Annotated in this window: 19 protein-coding genes; 5 read left to right on the top strand and 14 right to left on the bottom strand. The window is 32.6% G+C overall.

Translation table 11 applies throughout. The annotated features are described in order from the left end of the window. The first annotated feature begins 435 nt into the window (after positions 1-435). The gene (locus tag EV214_RS08035) at positions 436-996 is read left to right on the top strand and encodes a beta-class carbonic anhydrase (RefSeq protein WP_132244539.1); all 561 of its coding nucleotides are present in this window, start codon (positions 436-438) and stop codon (positions 994-996) included. Between the two features lie 301 nt (positions 997-1,297). Here the strand turns inward: EV214_RS08035 and EV214_RS08040 are convergent, their stop codons facing one another. From EV214_RS08040 to pssA, 3 genes are all read right to left on the bottom strand, one after another. Then, a complete protein-coding gene (locus EV214_RS08040; RefSeq protein WP_132244541.1) occupies positions 1,298-2,020 on the bottom strand; it encodes a pseudouridine synthase in 723 nt (240 codons plus the stop codon). Between the two features lie 9 nt (positions 2,021-2,029). Beyond that, a complete protein-coding gene (locus tag EV214_RS08045) occupies positions 2,030-3,391 on the bottom strand; it encodes an RsmF rRNA methyltransferase first C-terminal domain-containing protein (protein WP_132244543.1) in 1,362 nt (453 codons plus the stop codon). A 150-nt stretch (positions 3,392-3,541) separates the two neighbouring features. After that, positions 3,542-4,057, bottom strand: coding sequence for a CDP-diacylglycerol--serine O-phosphatidyltransferase (pssA, locus tag EV214_RS08050; protein ID WP_132244545.1), 516 nt, complete (start codon positions 4,055-4,057; stop codon positions 3,542-3,544). A 491-nt stretch (positions 4,058-4,548) separates the two neighbouring features. Here pssA and fba point away from each other — a divergent pair, with 491 nt between their 5' ends. Then, complete coding sequence (fba, locus tag EV214_RS08055; RefSeq protein ID WP_132244547.1) at positions 4,549-5,481, top strand: class II fructose-1,6-bisphosphate aldolase; 933 nt, start codon at positions 4,549-4,551, stop codon at positions 5,479-5,481. A 45-nt stretch (positions 5,482-5,526) separates the two neighbouring features. Next, entirely contained in the window at positions 5,527-5,919 is a 393-nt protein-coding gene (locus tag EV214_RS08060) for an NUDIX hydrolase (protein WP_165916303.1), read from the top strand. Positions 5,920-6,079: 160 nt separating this feature from the next. Here EV214_RS08060 and EV214_RS08065 read toward each other — a convergent pair whose 3' ends face one another. Beyond that, the gene (locus EV214_RS08065; protein WP_132244551.1) at positions 6,080-6,598 is read right to left on the bottom strand and encodes a peptidylprolyl isomerase; all 519 of its coding nucleotides are present in this window, start codon (positions 6,596-6,598) and stop codon (positions 6,080-6,082) included. Between the two features lie 287 nt (positions 6,599-6,885). Here EV214_RS08065 and EV214_RS08070 point away from each other — a divergent pair, with 287 nt between their 5' ends. Next, the gene (locus EV214_RS08070) at positions 6,886-7,095 is read left to right on the top strand and encodes a helix-turn-helix domain-containing protein (RefSeq protein ID WP_132244553.1); all 210 of its coding nucleotides are present in this window, start codon (positions 6,886-6,888) and stop codon (positions 7,093-7,095) included. A 90-nt stretch (positions 7,096-7,185) separates the two neighbouring features. Here EV214_RS08070 and EV214_RS08075 read toward each other — a convergent pair whose 3' ends face one another. From EV214_RS08075 to EV214_RS08085, 3 genes are all read right to left on the bottom strand, one after another. Continuing rightward, positions 7,186-7,875 (bottom strand): TIGR01906 family membrane protein, encoded by a 690-nt coding sequence (locus EV214_RS08075; protein WP_165916304.1) that lies wholly within the window; start codon positions 7,873-7,875, stop codon positions 7,186-7,188. A 267-nt stretch (positions 7,876-8,142) separates the two neighbouring features. Further along, positions 8,143-9,099, bottom strand: coding sequence for an inorganic phosphate transporter (locus EV214_RS08080; RefSeq protein WP_132244557.1), 957 nt, complete (start codon positions 9,097-9,099; stop codon positions 8,143-8,145). Positions 9,100-9,163: 64 nt separating this feature from the next. Further along, positions 9,164-9,589 (bottom strand): thioesterase family protein, encoded by a 426-nt coding sequence (locus EV214_RS08085; protein ID WP_132244559.1) that lies wholly within the window; start codon positions 9,587-9,589, stop codon positions 9,164-9,166. A gap of 290 nt (positions 9,590-9,879) precedes the next feature. Here EV214_RS08085 and plsY point away from each other — a divergent pair, with 290 nt between their 5' ends. Then, the gene (gene plsY, locus EV214_RS08090) at positions 9,880-10,470 is read left to right on the top strand and encodes a glycerol-3-phosphate 1-O-acyltransferase PlsY (RefSeq protein WP_165916305.1); all 591 of its coding nucleotides are present in this window, start codon (positions 9,880-9,882) and stop codon (positions 10,468-10,470) included. Between the two features lie 39 nt (positions 10,471-10,509). Here plsY and EV214_RS08095 read toward each other — a convergent pair whose 3' ends face one another. The 7 genes from EV214_RS08095 to EV214_RS08125 form a co-directional block, all read right to left on the bottom strand. Next, positions 10,510-11,913 (bottom strand): sigma-54 interaction domain-containing protein, encoded by a 1,404-nt coding sequence (locus tag EV214_RS08095; RefSeq protein ID WP_279233114.1) that lies wholly within the window; start codon positions 11,911-11,913, stop codon positions 10,510-10,512. A 31-nt stretch (positions 11,914-11,944) separates the two neighbouring features. Beyond that, on the bottom strand, positions 11,945-12,307 hold the full coding sequence (locus tag EV214_RS08100; RefSeq protein WP_132244565.1) for a DUF1667 domain-containing protein: 363 nt from the start codon (positions 12,305-12,307) through the stop codon (positions 11,945-11,947). A gap of 1 nt (position 12,308) precedes the next feature. Next, positions 12,309-13,574, bottom strand: coding sequence for an NAD(P)/FAD-dependent oxidoreductase (locus EV214_RS08105; protein WP_132244567.1), 1,266 nt, complete (start codon positions 13,572-13,574; stop codon positions 12,309-12,311). A gap of 16 nt (positions 13,575-13,590) precedes the next feature. Further along, a complete protein-coding gene (locus EV214_RS08110) occupies positions 13,591-15,075 on the bottom strand; it encodes an NAD(P)/FAD-dependent oxidoreductase (protein WP_132244569.1) in 1,485 nt (494 codons plus the stop codon). 150 nt (positions 15,076-15,225) lie between these two features. Further along, the gene (glpK, locus tag EV214_RS08115; RefSeq protein ID WP_132244571.1) at positions 15,226-16,728 is read right to left on the bottom strand and encodes a glycerol kinase GlpK; all 1,503 of its coding nucleotides are present in this window, start codon (positions 16,726-16,728) and stop codon (positions 15,226-15,228) included. Positions 16,729-16,849: 121 nt separating this feature from the next. After that, entirely contained in the window at positions 16,850-17,182 is a 333-nt protein-coding gene (locus EV214_RS08120) for a Lin0368 family putative glycerol transporter subunit (protein WP_132244573.1), read from the bottom strand. 34 nt (positions 17,183-17,216) lie between these two features. Next, positions 17,217-17,585, bottom strand: coding sequence for a Lin0368 family putative glycerol transporter subunit (locus EV214_RS08125; RefSeq protein ID WP_132244575.1), 369 nt, complete (start codon positions 17,583-17,585; stop codon positions 17,217-17,219). Between the last annotated feature and the right edge of the window lie 630 nt (positions 17,586-18,215).

The following is an 18,215-nucleotide window of genomic DNA, read 5'->3' on the forward strand; positions in this document are numbered from 1 at the left end:
TGCTAGAATTAAAGTTTCTGGTTTTAATATTTTAAATTTATTAGAATAACAGTTTAGCAATTAAATATAATTTTTTCAGCTTACACTTTGTAGGTGTATTTGTTGTGCCCATTTTCATATATAAATGAGCTCTAATGATAAAATTTATAGATTTTTAATGGATTGCATAAAAATTAAATTTTATACATTAGTTTCTGTGACTACTCTTAATATCTTTTTGTATGGTTATAATCTGTTTTAGAATTCATTTCACAACAACACATGAACGATTGCTCATATGTTCAGTTACATAATATTCTTTTTTTATATCTTTGTCAATATTATTTTACAAGTAAAAGTATTTACTGTATAATATTTTCTAACTCTATAGAATCATCAGACAAAATATTCTGATATAATACATACAAATATATTTTTAAAAAGGAGCCATTTGTCATGAATAAACTACAAGAAATGTTAACCCATAATCAATCCTTTGTAAAAAATAAAACTTATGAAAAATATAAAGCAACAAAATATCCATACAAAAAAATGGTCATATTCTCTTGTATGGATACAAGATTAACCGAACTACTTCCCCGTGCATTAAATATAAAAAACGGAGATGCAAAAATCATTTCAAATGCGGGTGCAATTATTACGCATCCTTTTGGAAGTATTATGAGAAGTATTTTGGTAGCAATCTATGAATTAAATTCTGAAGAAGTTTTTGTAATTGGTCACCATGGCTGTGGCATGAGTACCATTAATCCAACAAATACCCTTGAAAAAATTATTAAAAAAGGTATATCACAAGATACTCTATCGACCCTTGAATATTCAGGAATCGATTTAGAAAAATGGCTACATGGCTTTGATTGTTTAACTTCTTCTATAAAAGAAAGTGTCTCCATCATCAAAAATCATCCTCTAATCCCTAAAGATGTTTTTATTCATGGCCTTTTAATTGATCCTGAAACGGGTGCCTTAGAGGTTGTTGTAGATGGATATAAGTAGCGAACTTCCCCCTAAAGCATATTCTTTAAATTTATGCTTCATACTACTAGCTTAGAAACAAGCCCCCACTTCAAGGCGCTAGCTTTCGATTGCCGAAACTATTTCATTACATACAAACATTGCTGTAATATCCTTGGGAAGATCCAATATCTTTTTCAAACTCTCCTTAGTGTAAGTAACATAATAAATTGATAAAAAGCACTTACTAGCCCAATCATTTTTGCTAGTAAGTGCCTTTTATTGAATAGATATATCACTAAATATTTGTAACAAACAGCAACCTCTTAAACATTCCTTTATATCACCGATTCTTTAATTTTTCTAATTCTTTCTCACTTATTTCTCGATATTCTCCTAATTCCAAACTTTCATCTAATTTGACACCACCCATAGTGATTCGCTTTAGATAAATTACTTCTTTTCCGACAGATTCAAACATTCTCTTTACTTGATGAAACTTTCCTTCATATATGATTAATTCAATCTCTGAAATATCTTCACTTTTAATAATATGTAATTCTGCTGGCTTTGTTTTATAGCCATCCTCTAATGTAACACCTTCTTTAAATTTAAAGATATCCTCTTTCGTTACCATTCCTTCAATGCATGCAAAGTAAGTTTTAGGCACATGTTTTTTAGGAGATAATAATTCATGTGCTAATTTCCCATCATTCGTAAGCAGTAATAATCCTTCTGTATCCTTGTCTAATCTTCCTACAGGAAAAGGATCAAATATTTTATATTTTTCTTCTAATAAATCAATAACCGTTTTAACCCTTTTGTCAAAACTTGCAGAAATCACGTCCTGTGGTTTATTCATCATAATATATATAAATTCTTTGTATACCAATTTCTCTCCATCAACTTCTATAAGTTCTTCATAAGGATTTACATGCATACTCCCACTTTTTATAATTTTCCCATCTACCTTTACTCGTCCTTTTCTTAGAATGTTTTTTATATCTTTTCTAGCACCATAACCCATATTGCTTAATATTTTATCTATTCTTTTCGTCTTTGCCATAAGTTCCTCCTAATCTAACCATCTCCAAGCGGGTGGATAATAATTTTTTATCATACTGCCTGTCTGCTTTGCCCATCCTAATGGAAAATGGTCTACGCAAACTAATGTCCATCCCTTTTCTCCACCAATATTTAAGGTTTCTCCTTTTAAATATTTATAAACCTCTATATCGTCCCTATGAAAATTCAGCACTCTTTTTACATCTTTAAAATTAAGCCCCATTGCAAGTGCTTGGCTCGGTTCAAATCTATTCTTTTTATCCGTTCCTAAGAACCAACCAGATCTTAAAACCTTTAGTCCCTTTAACTTTGGTAAACCTTTCGGAACCAAATAAAGATTATTATTGTATGTTTCAAATTCACCTTCTAGTGAAATATTTAAATTTTCATCAACAAAATTATGAAATGCATCGGACGGCTTTAAATTTGATCTTTTTTCAAAATCAGGATGATTTATATATCCCTTCAAATCTTTTTGCATATACGCTAAGAAGTGCCCTTCTCCTTCTATTTTATGGGGCCATAGCCTTGCACAATAGGTTAATGATTCCTTTCCATCCACCCACGTGGGCATCCCTTTTGAAAAGCTATTATTTTTAGGAATATTTATTAGATCAAATCTTGGGTGATGCTCTATAAATTCTTTGATAATTTTTTCATTTTCTTCTGGTGAAAAGGTACAAGTAGAATAGATAAGTTTTCCTCCCATTTTTAGCATAGCATCCACACAACCCATGATTTCCTTTTGAATCGGTACATACGTACTTTCGTCATTTTTTTCCCAGCTTTTTACCATTGATGGATCTTTTCGAAACATCCCTTCTCCTGAACAAGGGGCATCTACCAATATTTCATCAAAATAGTTTTGAAAGTAGCTTTGGATTTTCTTTGGATTTTCATTGGTCACAATGGCATTTTTAACTCCAAATAATTCCATGTTTTTAATCAATGCCTTTACCCGATTCATATTAATATCATTTGTTACTAAGATCCCTTCTCCTTTTAAACCTGCAGCAATTTGTACAGACTTTCCTCCTGGTGCCGCACACAAGTCTAATACTTTATCAAATGGCTTAGCATCTAAAATTTCTGCTGCTGACATGGCACTAGGTTCCTGTATATAATATAGTCCTGCATGATAATATGGATCCTTTGCAGGTCTTTGTCCTTCTTCGAAATAAAAGCCATTCTTACACCAAGGAATGGGTTTTAGGTTAAAGGGTGATATTTTTTTGAAATTTTCTACTGAAATTTTTAAAGTATTTACTCTTAATCCTTGAAATTTTGGCTGATCATATGATTTAAAAAATGATTCAAATTCATCTCCTAACAGAATCTTCATTTTGTCAAGAAATTTTCGCGGTAAGTACATATTATTTCTCCTTTTTCTATAGATTTCCTACTTTAAAAATCCAACTTTTTCATTTATGATCCATACTTCGTAGCAACTTGAATGTGCTTTTTCTTATATTATTACCGATCTTTGGGCAAAACGATACCCACCATGATGGTGGGTTTTGGGTTATCTTTTTTTCAACTTGATCTTTTTACTTACCATAGCATAAGATAAAAATAGCATGGCAATCAACATGAAATTTAAATTTGCAACATACTTCGTAGAATATAAGGACATTAACGCTACAAGCCCTCCACACATAGTGATTGGAATCCCCACATAAACCCCTTCAAATTCCATAACATTATATCTAGCAAGTCTTACAGTTCCACAAAGTGCAAATATCAATGTAATTAGAATACCTTTTGCACCCGTTTCCATTAAATTCAGATGCCACATTAAAATCGCTGGAGCTACGCCAAAAGAAATAAGATCACACAGTGAATCCAGTTCTTTTCCAAAATCACTTACTACATCAAATTTCCTTGCTAATTTTCCATCCATCCGATCTAATATACCCGCCGTAATAATCAAAATAGCTGAAGCACCATATGCTTCATAGAATATTGAAATAATTGCTAAAATTCCCAATACTAAATTCAAAAGTGTACACATATTCGGTATTTGACTTTTATATTTCATTTTTGATCCTCCTATTTTACAATTCATTTTCCTACTTCATGTATTTTCTGTTATATTTCGTGTTATATTATAGTATTATATTTCAATAGATATTATGATTGCACCACAAGAAACTAGCAATAACTTCAACTCCTTTATATTTAATCAGTGGGCAAAACTAGCTATAATATAGTTTATATGCAAATTATTGTTTTTGCAATCTAATTATAACAAGTCTATTCTATATCTACTATTTTACAGTAAATTTTTTCATTATTCAAAGCTTTTTTGTGGTATTTTAAAATTTAATGTTATATAATTACATTTGGATGGATTCATCCCTATAAAGCGATAGCCTTATTTAAAATAGATCTATCTAATATATCCTACTTTTTTATATTACACTTTATTGTTTTTTTATTATTAAAGGCATCTTCAAAAAATAGCGAATCCGTATGCTCGTCTATTTTTAAATGCCTAAATTTATCTCAAATACATAGGAGGGTTTGACCATGCCACTTATTACATCTACTCAAATGTTTAAGAATGCACATAAAGGCGGATATGCAATTGGTGCATTCAATGTGAATAATATGGAAATTATTCAAGGTATTGTAGAAGCTGCAAAAGAAGAAAAATCTCCCCTTATTCTTCAAGTTTCTGCTGGTGCAAGAAAATATGCAAGTCCTATTTATCTTAAAAAGCTTGTAGAAGCTGCTGTTGAAGATAGTGGACTAGATATTGTACTTCATCTTGATCATGGAGAAAGTTTTGAAATCTGTAAAGCTTGTATTGATGATGGTTTTACTTCTGTCATGATTGATGGTTCTAAATATCCTTTTGAGGAAAATATTGCGCTTACGAAAAAAGTTGTAGACTATGCCCATTCAAAAGGGGTTGTCGTTGAAGCAGAACTAGGAAAACTTGCAGGAATTGAAGATGATGTAGATGTCAGTGCAAAAGATGCCACATTCACTGATCCTGATGAAGCGGTAGAATTTGTTAAAAGAACAGGTGTAGATTCTTTAGCTATTGCCATTGGTACAAGTCATGGTGCTTACAAATTTAAAGGAGATCCTCGATTGGATTTTGAAAGACTAGAAAAAATCACAAACTTACTTCCAAATACACCATTGGTACTACATGGCGCTTCTACAGTCCTTCCTGAATTTGTAAAAATGTGCAATGAATATGGTGGTAGCATTCCAGGTGCCCAAGGAGTTCCTGAAGATATGCTTTTAAGGGCTTCTAAATTAGGTGTTTGTAAAATAAATATCGATACGGATCTAAGGCTAGCAATGACTGCTGCGGTAAGAAAGTTTCTTATCGAAAATCCTTCTGAATTTGATCCTAGAAAATATTTATCTCCTGCACGATCTGCTATCAAAAATATGGTACAACATAAAATCAAAAATGTTTTAGGTTCAAGCAATACACTAAAATAATCAATAGCCATGATCTCCTGGCTATTCATCTTAGGAGGGCTTATCATGAAAACTGCTGCTCTTGGTATTGTTGTAAATAAAAATGAAATTCTTTTAGTACATAGAAAATGGCATCCTATTCTTTGGGCACCAGCAGGGGGATTTATAGATCCAGGTGAAACAGAAGAAGAAGCCGTTGTCCGTGAAATAGGGGAAGAAACGGGTGTGAAATCCCAAGTCCTAGAAAAAATTCATGACTTTATATACGATAATGGCTATGACGTATCACATATTCACGTATATGCTTGTCAATATATTTCAGGAAGTCTAGAATGTAGTTTTGAAAGCAATGATGTAAAATGGTTTCCTATAGATCATCTTCCTCATCCAATTTCTCCTGAAAAATATGTGTTTGACAAAGCTATAGAAATCTCTAAAAAATATTTGCTCCGCGAGTGATCTATATAATTGAAAATAAGGTATCTCAAAATATACAAATAACAGGAGATTTTTTGAGAATACCTACCTTATTTGTATAAGATAATAGTAAAAGCACTATGAATATAATTCAAATCCATAGTGCTTATTTAAAATGAGAAAATTAATTCTATGTATCTTTTTATAATTTTTCAGGTTCTGGATATATTTCTCCAAATAATTCTACGCTTACTTTTTTTATTCTTTGTTCCTCAAGAGGTCTATCTTGAAAATTTGTCTTTGCAGCTGCAATACGATCTACTTCTTCTAAACCTTGTGTAACTTTTCCAAAAGCGGCATACTGTCCATCTAAATGCGTAGAGTCTTTGTGCATAATAAAGAATTGTGAACCTGCTGAATCTGGGTGTCCTGATCTTGCCATAGATAAAACCCCTCTTTGATGTTTCAAATCATTTTTGAAATTGTTTATGTTAAATTCACCTTTAATGCCATATCCAGGTCCACCTGTTCCTGTTCCTTGTGGGCATCCTCCTTGTAACATAAAACTAGGGATTACTCTGTGAAAAATTAATCCATCATAAAATCCTTTTTGTACCAAAGATATAAAATTATTCACTGTATTTGGTGCTACCTCTGGATATAATTCTATTTTTATTTCTTGTCCATTCTCCATTTGAATATTGACGATAGGGTTTTGCATATTTCATCATCCTTTCTATTTTTACTTTCTCTCTATTCCTTTTTACTACATTTCAGTTATTTCTGCAAGGCAAATTTTTTCGTAACATAAATTTAACCTATATCCGCTTTACAAAAATGTAGTTTACGTAGTATCTTATAGATAAGAAAATCATTAAAACACAGTGCAAGATTTGCAAACTTATTTTTTGATGATACCTTGATGATAATCTCTTCGTTCTATGCATATATATTACTATTAATCGCTCTAAATATAGAGGAAAAAACTTATCTAAGGAGGAATTCTATATGATCAATGGGTTTAAGATCAGAGAATTACGCTTAAAAAAAGGATATACCTCACGAGATTTAGCAAATTTAAGTAATTTATCGAAAAGTTATGTTGAAGAACTTGAAAGAGGCGATAAAAACAATCCAAGTTTTACTACAGTTGAAAAATTAGCAGATGCATTAAATGTCTTTATCGATGATTTACGCTATCCAATAGAATGTATATAAATAAAAAATTTGCATACGCCTATCCTAGTTGCTCCTTTTGACCATGAAATTTCAAAGAAATTCTTTAGGATTTTCGTTGCTCGAAATTATTTATTCATGAACTTTTCTTAATTTATAAAAAGCTATAATGCCTATTATAACCATGACACAAAAAAACCAACCAACCACGCCCATAGCAATATCTATGAAGAATCCTAATGGAAGCATTTGAATTAATATATCTGTTTTTGGATTTAGGAGCCATAAATCATTTTGGAAAAAAATCTTATGAAAATAAGTGAAATATTTATAAAAATCTATTTGCATCAATATAAATAGAAATCCTATCGCCATTACAGATAAAATATTGGCTCCTAATAAGCTTTTATACACATCTTTAGTTCTATTCTTTGATATTTTCATAATCAAAAAAAATGAAATTCCTATTAATAAAACACCTCCATTCCTTAGAATATATCCCTGCTGAAATAACTTTTTTACATCTACCATATGTTCTTTTTCCCGCTTTCCAAAAACTTCAGATAGATTTCCTTTTATTTTCACCTGTATATTTAAATTTTTTTCATCATCTTTTAAATAATCAACCATTTTTACTACAATCTTATTCAAATCTGCTAATTCTATTTTTGTATCTTCTGACACATGATATTTATTAAATTCTTTTAGATAAAAATTAGGATTCAATGCATAGACTTGAAGAATTGATAACAATATAGTGATTGGCAATAAAATAACGATTCCAACTCGACTGATTTTACAAATAAGCTTCCTTTTCTCCACCTTACATACTCCATTCTGTTTAAATATTTTTTTCTTCTTATAATCATAACCACATGTATTATAATTTATTATAACATTCACAGAAGTTACAACATAGACTATTATATAAAAAGAGAAGAGCGCAATGATCATAGCTAAATATACAAAATAAATAGCCAGTTTATTGGCAACTGATGCTTTTTACAAGATTGCCACTACAAATGCCCTAATATTTTTTTAGAAGCAGGTGGAAGTATCTTTGGCAGAACGAACCTTGTCTAAAACATATTATTTTATAAAAATAGCATATATTTTAAAGCAAGAAAAACTAACTAATCCAGCTACAATAGGTGTTCCGATCCATGCCAACAAAATATTTCTAGTCATTTTAAAATTCACTGTTTTTACGCCTTGTACAAGCCCTATTCCTATTACTGAACCAACCATTGCTTGTGAAGTTGATACAGGAATGCCTATTTGTGCATAAATATAGACTATAATAGATGCTGTTAAAACTGCAATAAAACCAGCTGTAGGTGAAAGGGGTGTTAGGCTGTTTCCTACAGTTTTCATCACAGGTTTCGAAAAGGTTAAAGCACCAATTGCCATGGATATTCCACCAATCACTACTGCTTCATTTGTTGTTAAAAGATTTAATTTGCCAGCATAAACAGCTGTAACATTTGCCACATTGTTTGCCCCTAATGAATAGGCTGAAAAAGCCCCTGCTATAATAAAACCTATCTTTATAAAGTAATTATAAAGCTTCCCCCTTCCAAAGGGCTTTTCAATAAATATTTTTGCGAACCTATAGAGAATATGTCCACTAATCATTGCACCAATAGGTGTAATGACCCAAGCTCCAAAAAATTTGACGCCCTGTGAATAATCTATTTTATCAACTAAAATCGCACAGCCAATGATTGCTCCAATGATTGCCTGAGACGTAGATACTGGGAATTTAAGAATCGTCATGAGTATCACTGTAATCCCTGCTCCTAACATCACCAAAAATGCATCTATTGGTGTATCTACACCACTATCAAATGCATATTTGCTTAATTCCTTTACGCCCTTATCCCCTTCTAAAATCGCACCCAATAAAACAAAAATCCCTATGATCATAACAGCCTTTGAATATTTAATTGCTTTCGTTGATACAGCTGTAGCGAAGCAATTTGCAGCATCATTTCCCCCAAGCGCCCACCCTAAAATAGCACCAGATATAACTGCAGGTGAAATCATAAAAGTATCCTACCTTTCTTGTTTACAGAATCACACAAAATTACCGGAATAAATCCGGTAAGGTTTAAAAATCTTTATTTTTTAGTTTTTCAGCTCTTGCATTGGCTCTTTCTAACAATGATTTTTTATTTACGATGATTCTTTCGTGAGTTCCTCTACCAATTACACCGATTTCATCAAATGCAACCATATCTAAAAGTATTTTATTGCCATCATAGCTTTTAATTTCAACTTTTACACTTATGGTTTCACCTAATATGGTTGTTTTTTCATGCACTACTTTCGCCATTTTACCCACCGTAATAAAACCCTTCGGAAGTTCATGGTCTATTAATTTAACGGAAGCTTCAATCATTAATGCTGTCAATCTTGGTGTTGCAAATAGCTTTTCTAATTGTCCACTACCATAGTTTAGTGCTGTGTCTTCCTTTGTAACTTTTCGTTGGATGGTCAAACTACTATTCAATTCAATTTTAGGTGCGTTTAACATATTATCCCACCTTTCTATTTTTATACGCACTTACTTATACTATATTTTATAAATACCCCGTAATACCCTATTTATTCTAAATATTTTTAATTATTTCCCTTCCCTTGAATAATTGCGTTATATAAAGTAACATCGATATAACTTACTAATATTAAAGACAACTAAAATAACAAAATAGTGAGAAATTTATTTTAAAATGAATCTATCTATATATTTCCTATGATAATATTGAACTTTTTATACTGTTCTTGATGAAATAATGATAAAATAATTAAAAAGGAGGTATGTCCATGGCAAAATACTTTTTATTAATGATTTTAGGATATCTTACTGGGAGTATTCCGTTCTCTTATCTTACTGCAAAATTTTTAGGGAATATTGATATAAGAAGTCATGGTAGTGGAAATTCTGGTGCGACAAATGTCCTTAGAACACTAGGCGCAAAGGCAGGGGCCATTGCTTTTATACTAGACTTCCTAAAGGGATTTATTCTTGCCGTTATTGGAAAAAACTTATTAGGGATTCAAGGTGGAGTCATAGCTTCTACTTTTGTAGTCATTGGCCACTGTTATCCATTTTTTCTAGGCTTTAAAGGAGGCAAAGGGGTTGCTACTGCTGGTGGAACAATTTTCGCGCTATATCCTCTTATCGGTGTTATATTAATGATCATCCATTTTTCAATTACGGGACTCACAAGAATGGTTTCTTTAGCTTCCATTACTGTTGCTGCATCCTTTCCAATTGTGTCTTTTATTCTTAAAAAGCATATATCATTTACATTATATGCGCTATGTTTAGGATCTTTTGTTATTTATAAACATAGAGCAAATATAAAAAGATTACTCTCTGGAAATGAGTCAAAAATTCGTTTTAAGAAATAAAGAAAATTCTTTGTATTCTCAAAGAATTTTCTTTTTTTATCAACCCTCACTTTCTATAATCTTATATTTTCTTGCTTTTGATGCTACTGTCTTATGTGTAACCCCTAATGCGTTTCCTGCTGCATTAAAACTTCCAAAAGTATTTAATGCCATTTTTATGATTTCCTTTTCATATTCTTCCAAGGTTGCTAAAGCACCCTTTTTATTCATATTAATTAAACCAATAGATTTTTGCTCCACATGATGTATCTTATAAAGATTAGATATATTCCTTGGTATATGTTCAATATCTATAATAGTTTCATCTGCTAGTGCAATGATTCTTTCCACTGTGTTTTGAAGTTCTCTTATATTTCCAGGCCATTCATATGCAGTCAAACACGCTTCAGCTTCTTTTGTTAGCTTTACAGAATCTACTTCCATGTTTTGTGAAATCTTTTTTATAAAATATTCAATCAATAAAGGAATATCCTTCGTTCTCTCTCTAAGAGGCGGTAATTCTATAGGGATTACATTTAATCGATAATATAGATCCTCTCGGAATTTTTCCTTATTGATCATTTCTTCCAAGTTTTTGTTCGTCGCTGCAATAATCCTAATATCTACATGAATGGTTTCATTTCCACCGATTCTTTCAAATTCTTTCTCTTGTAATACCCGTAGGAGTTTCACTTGCATTTCCATAGGCAAATCTCCTATCTCATCTAAAAAGATCGTACCCTGATTTGCTCGTTCGAATTTTCCGATTTTTCTTTTTAAAGCTCCTGTAAAAGCTCCTTGTTCATGACCAAACAGCTCTGACTCTAATAATTCAGATGGAATCGCTCCACAGTTTATGGCAACAAAAGGACCATTGTTTCTTTTGCTATTTTCATGAATTGCTTTCGCTACTAACTCTTTTCCTGTCCCACTTTCTCCTATTATCAACACGGTTGATAAAATTTTAGAAGCCTTTTGTGCTCTTAAAAGCGCTTTTTTTATAGAAATACTATTTCCAATGATTTTGAGGAAAGGATGATCCAATTGAATCTCCCGTTCTTCAAAAGAAGTAGGGAGATTCAATATATTTGTTTCCTTTTCTTTCATAACATCTTTTCTATATATAGCAATAATTCCTTTAAATTGATTTTCTTCATACAATGGAGAAGCAGACCCTTCTATGTCATTTGACGCTTTTAAAAACTGAATTTTTCCTTTCAAACTTTTCTTTTCTCGAAAGGCGGTTAGAATAAAATCGTCATTTTTAGTAACAAAAATACTCTTTCCCTCTTGCAAAAAATTATTTACATGAAATATTTTTTCATAAGCCCTATTCATATATGCTATATTTCCAAACTCATTAATGATACACACACCCTCTTGAAAATGATCAAATAAATGAGAATAACTGCAACCCCCTTTTCCTACATTTCTTTTTTTATTGAGATAAGAAAAATTTGCCATTCCCATTGCGCCCCCCATCTTCATATTTTTACTATGTTTTTCCCATAGTTTTCGTGGCTACTACATCTATCCCTATTTCTAATATATTATAAATGATTACATCTCCCATTTTTACTGGTGCTTCCACTTCAACATGATTCATAATTTCCATGCATTTGAAAATAAGTTCTTTTGGAACAGATCCATTTGTTTTTACTGGAAGCCTCTTTAAGAATCCATTTTTTATTTTTACAGTAGTGGGAATGACGCGAGTAGGATTTGTCATTTCCTTTATCCCATAAGTTTCTCCTCTTTTACAGCTATTTCCTGTAACCTTGTATTCATCTTTGTCTTTACTTACTGTGAGTCTGCAGCCTATTGGACAAACAATACAGATAATTTCTTTTTTATCCACCTTATTCACCTTCCTTTACAATAGCCACAGATATTTCCCGTATGTTTTTCTCTTTAAATATACTTGAAGGTATGTTTATTCTCTCCATTTCTCCTGGTGCCATATGTCTTTTATTTATTTCTTTTATGATTTTTCCGTTAGCTTTAACCATCAATTTAGCATCTTTATAAACATCCTTTACCCGCATCAGTAGATCTAATGAATTTTCAAGATTATCCGTTCTTATAACATGCGGAACGATATAAGAAATCCCATCATTCGCAAACGTTTTCACAACATCTATAGAATCTTTTAATTGATTCTTTATAAATTTTGCTGCACTTTTTCCTGCCTTTTGACTCTCTTTTGTAACCCAGTCTACAAGATCATGTACATGAACAACATTCCCACATGCAAAAATACCTTTTATAGTGGTCTCCATAGACTCATTCACAACAGGTCCACTCGTTACAGGAGATAACTTCACATGCACACTTTTTGATAGTTCATTTTCTGGAATCAATCCTACTGACAAAAGCAATGTATCACATTCATATTCCTTTTCCGTTCCTTGAATTGGTTTTTTCTTACCATCTACCTCAGTAATTACAACAGATGTTACTCTGTCTCTCCCCTTTATCTGTGTAACTGTATGATTTAATAAAAGTGGAATATTATAATCATCTAAGCATTGTACAATATTTCTTGTAAGTCCACCTGAAAAAGACATTAATTCAGCTACTGCTAGCACTTTGGCACCTTCTAATGTAAGTCTTCTTGCCATAATAAGACCTATGTCCCCTGAGCCTAATATGACTACTTTTTTTCCTACCATATATCCTTCCATATTCATATATCTTTGAGCTGTACCTGCAGTAAACACCCCAGCAGGTCTTGTTCCTGGTATGGCGATTGCGCCTCTAGTTCTTTCCCTGCATCCCATAGCTAAAATAATTGCTTTTGCTTTTATTTTCATAAATCCATCTTTTGTATTAATGGCACTTAACTCTCTGTTTTTGCTAATATCTAATACCATCGTATCCAATTTATATTCTATGTCCATCTCTTTTAATTCATTAATAAACCGCTGCGCATACTCAGGACCTGTTAATTCTTCTTCAAATACATGAAGGCCAAACCCATTATGAATGCACTGTTGCAAAATCCCTCCTAATTCCCGATCTCTATCAATGACTAAAATACGCTTCGCGTCATTTTTCTTAGCTTCTATGGCTGCAGCAAGACCTGCAGGCCCACCGCCAATAACAACAATATCATAGTTTAACATATACTCACCTCCTGCTTTACGCATCGCAAGACGATGCCACGAACTCTTTTGTTATCTCATATTCACTATCTTCTTTTGTATCGCCTATAAGAATATATGAATTTGTCCCTTCTTTTACAACAGCTTTCATATCTTTTCCCTGTTCTCTCGCTAGAATTTCCATAACCCTTGGTCCGCAAAATCCCCCTTGACATCTACCAGCTCCTGGCCTTACCCTTCTTTTAACACCATTTACCGTTTTCGCTCCAGCATTTCTATGGATTGCATCTACAATTTCTCCTTCTGTGATCGTCTCACACCTGCAAATAATTCTGCCGTATCTTGGATCTTTTTTGATGATTTCCGCCTTCTCCTCATCACTTAATTCTGCAAATCGAATTCTTTTTCTTCTTCTTGGATTAAAATCTTCCTTTTCGTCAAGATGTCCTGCCATACTTTTTACGCGTTCAACTACATATTTTGCAATAGCTGGTGAAGATGAAAGTCCCGGAGATTTTATGCCTGCAACATTAATAAATCCTTTTGCTTCTGCTGATTCTTCAATAATAAAATCCCCTGTACTTGGTTCTGCCCTTAAACCTGCAAAGGTTGTTATATTTTTATTAAATGGTATTTTACTACATGTTTTTATTGCAGTTTCTTGTACAAATGAAAGACCATCGCTTGTAGTCTCAACATCTTCCTTATCCTCTAAGTTCGCTGCATCAGGACCAATGATAATATTTCCATCAACAGTTGGACTTATTAATACACCTTTTCCTAATTTAGTAGGACATTGAAAAATAACTTTATTCACAATATCTCCTGCACTTTTATCTAATAAATAATATTGACCTCTTCTAGGTACAATCTTAAAATAACTATTCGTGACCATACTGTAAATATGATCTGCATATACGCCTGCACAGTTTATGATATATTTTGTATTGATTATATTTTCATTTGTATAGATTTTATATCCACCTTTAGCTTTATTGATCCTCTTTACTTCATTATTCAATAATAACTCTGCACCATTATCTAATGCATTTTCAGCTAGTGCAGTAGCTAACTCAAAAGGTCCAACAATTCCTGCTGTAGGTGCATACAAAGCCCCTAAAATAAGATCATTTAAATTAGGCTCCATTTTTTTTACTTCTTTTGCATCAATCATTTCCATATCGGGTACCCCAATTTTTATCCCATTTTCATAAAGGGTCTGAATCGTATTCATATCTTCCTCATCAAAAGCAACTACCAACGACCCAATCCTTTTAAACGGCACATCTAGTTCTTCACATACCTTATCAAACATAACATTTCCTAAAACATTGAATTTTGCTTTATTACTTCCTACCGTTGCATCATATCCTGCATGTACAATGGCACTGTTTGCTTTTGTTGTACCATTTGCAACATCATTGTCCTTTTCTAAAATAACAGTACGTAATTTATATCTAGATAATTCTCTTGCGATAAAAGTACCTGTTATACCAGCTCCTATAATGGCTACATCATACATCCATATCCCTCCCTGCTCTATATAAAAAACCGTACGAATTAACCTACGTTCCCATAGATTAATTCATACGGCTCTCCGAATCTCCGGCCTTCAATATGAAATTCTTATTATTATACTTACGCGCTACTTCTTAAAAATATTCCTATAATTTTATTCTGCTGCTTCCCATTTCAGTGACCGATTTACTGCTTTCTTCCAACCCGTATACAATTTTTCTTTTTCTAATTCATTCATTTCTGGAGTAAATGTTTTATCAACATTCCATTTCTTGGCAATCTCTTCTTTACTTTCCCAGAACCCTACTGCAAGACCCGCAAGATATGCTGCTCCAAGAGCAGTTGTTTCAATTATTTCTGGTCTTTGAACAGATACCTTTAAAATATCAGACTGGAATTGCATTAAGAAGTTATTTGCAACAGCACCACCATCAACTTTTAATGCCTTAAGATCAATATTAGAATCTTCCTGCATTGCTTCTAATACATCTCTTGTCTGATATGCAATAGATTCAAGTGTAGCACGAATAATATGGTTTTTGTTTGCTCCTCTTGTCAAACCTACAATCGTACCTCTCGCATACATATCCCAATAAGGTGCTCCAAGACCGACAAAAGCAGGTACTACATATACGCCATTTGTATCCTCAACTTGTATAGCAAAATATTCGCTATCTTTTGCATCATCAACGAGTTTTAACTCATCACGTAACCATTGAACAGATGCACCAGCAACAAAGATGCTTCCTTCAAGTGCATATTCAACGACACCATCTACTCCCCAAGCAATCGTTGTAAGTAGTCCATTCTTAGATGGAATCAAATTTCCCCCTGTATTCATCAGCATAAAGCATCCTGTTCCATATGTATTCTTTGCCATACCTGGCCCAAAACAAGCCTGACCGAATAATGCTGCTTGTTGGTCTCCCGCAGCTCCAGCAATAGGAATTTGTGCGCCACCAAAAGTTTTTTCATCTGTATAGCCATAAACTTCACTAGATGGTTTTACTTCTGGAAGCATGGAAACAGGTATATCTAATTCTTTTAAAATCTTCTCATCCCATTTAAGATCTTTAATATTATATAGCAAAGTTCTTGATGCATTAGAATAATCTGTTACATGTACTTTTCCACGTGTCAAATTCCAAATAAGCCATGTATCCATCGTACCAAATAGCAATTCTCCCTTTTCAGCCTTCCCTCTTGCCCCTTCAACATGATCTAGAATCCACTTAACTTTCGTTCCTGAAAAATATGCATCCACTACAAGCCCTGTGTTTTCACGAATATATTCTTCAAGACCTTTCGCCTTTAATTCATCACAAATGCTTGCTGTTTGACGGGATTGCCAAACGATTGCATTATAAATAGGTTTTCCTGTAAATTTATCCCATACTACAGTCGTCTCTCTTTGATTAGTAATACCAATAGCAGCAATCTCATCAGGTCTAACACCTGCTGTTTCTAATACTTGTCTTGCTACGCCACTTTGTGTTCCCCATATTTCCATAGCATTATGCTCAACCCATCCAGCTTTTGGATAAATTTGTGCAAACTCTTGTTGTGCAACCTTTACAATTTTACCATCATGATCAAATAATATTGCTCTAGAGCTTGTTGTTCCTTGATCTAATGCCAATATGTATTTTTTATCCATCGTCCTTCCCCCTTTAAATTATGTAAACCTTCTTATTTATATCAAATATATAGTAAAAAATCTTATAAAGAATGAGACCTATTTTTTAAACTCTAGGGCATAAAAGCCCTAGATGTTAATTTTACAAACATGAAAGTATAAATCCACCTATTGTTCCTCCAACAATTGCAAAGAATCCGTTTGTTAAACCTTTTCCAATATTATCCCCTGATGCTGTTGATGCTGCGAACAACCCACACCCAGCTGCCCATGCCATATCAATCCAAGCATCACCTGATTGTACGATTAGCCCAACACCATGATTGATACACCATGCAGTTCCTACAATAAATCCGGCTGCCATCCATCCACCTATTGCTCCCCAATTATCAACCATTTTACCCCAACATAATCTGATCAAGAAAGGAAAGATGAAGGCTCCTGCTAAAGTCGTAATCATATTAGCTGATGTCATATGGTTACCCCCCTTCATAAATTTTTAAACGATTCTATGCTGCACTTTCTGCTTTCTTCTTTTCAGCTAAATATACTTCTAGTTTGTAAGCTACCAAGCCCCCGATAATTCCTCCTATTATGACACATCCTAATGTTGGTATTGAAGATGTACCAGCAGCAACGCCATGTCTAAAGACATCTCTCATTGTTCCACATACACCAATTCCTAGTGCCATGTCTACAAATGCTCCATCATTATTAACAAGTCCAATATAGTGATTTATAAACCACATTGTTCCAATAATGATAAATCCTGCAAACCAGCCTCCACCAATTCCATATTTTGATGCAAATGCTCCCCAAACACTCATAACAAACATACCTGCAATTGCAGTTCCACAAATTGTACCTATATGTTTCATTTTTTCACCTCCTTTTTTTTAATTTTAACTTCTTATTATGTTATATAAGCAAATATCATGCCAGATACAATTTTCATAATTTTCTTTAAATTCAATATATGATTCCCCTATTGATTGATATTTTTTCCCAATCCACGGTGTTTTTTCCAATAGTGATTGGTAAAAAGTATCAAGTATTACGCATATCATATTTCTTCTTTACTTGTAGAAATAGTCATAGCCTTAGGTCTCGTAGAACGAATTGATTTTATCCCTATATCTAAAGAATTGCTGCATCTAATTTTTTCAGATCATTTACAGCTGCAATAATTGGGTTATTAAATACTTTATGATAAAATTGACTTTTCAACAATTTCATCACTTTTTAAAATTCATCTCTTATATTAATAATACTATGAAAACATTCTATTTCCTTCTTAATTATGAATATTTTACCATTTTTTATTCAAGAATTTATTTGAAATTTTCCATAAAAAAAACTTTCCTTATGGTAATAGGGAAAGTTAAGATTTTATTAGGTTCAACCATAAATATTTTGATAAATCGTACACATACTCTGTCAAGATATACGATACAGGAAAATTATTGATATATTTTCCACGAACGTAGAAACATAATTTTAGATATATT

This window comes from Marinisporobacter balticus, assembly GCF_004345705.1.
In the GTDB taxonomy this organism is placed as follows: domain Bacteria; phylum Bacillota; class Clostridia; order Peptostreptococcales; family Thermotaleaceae; genus Marinisporobacter; species Marinisporobacter balticus.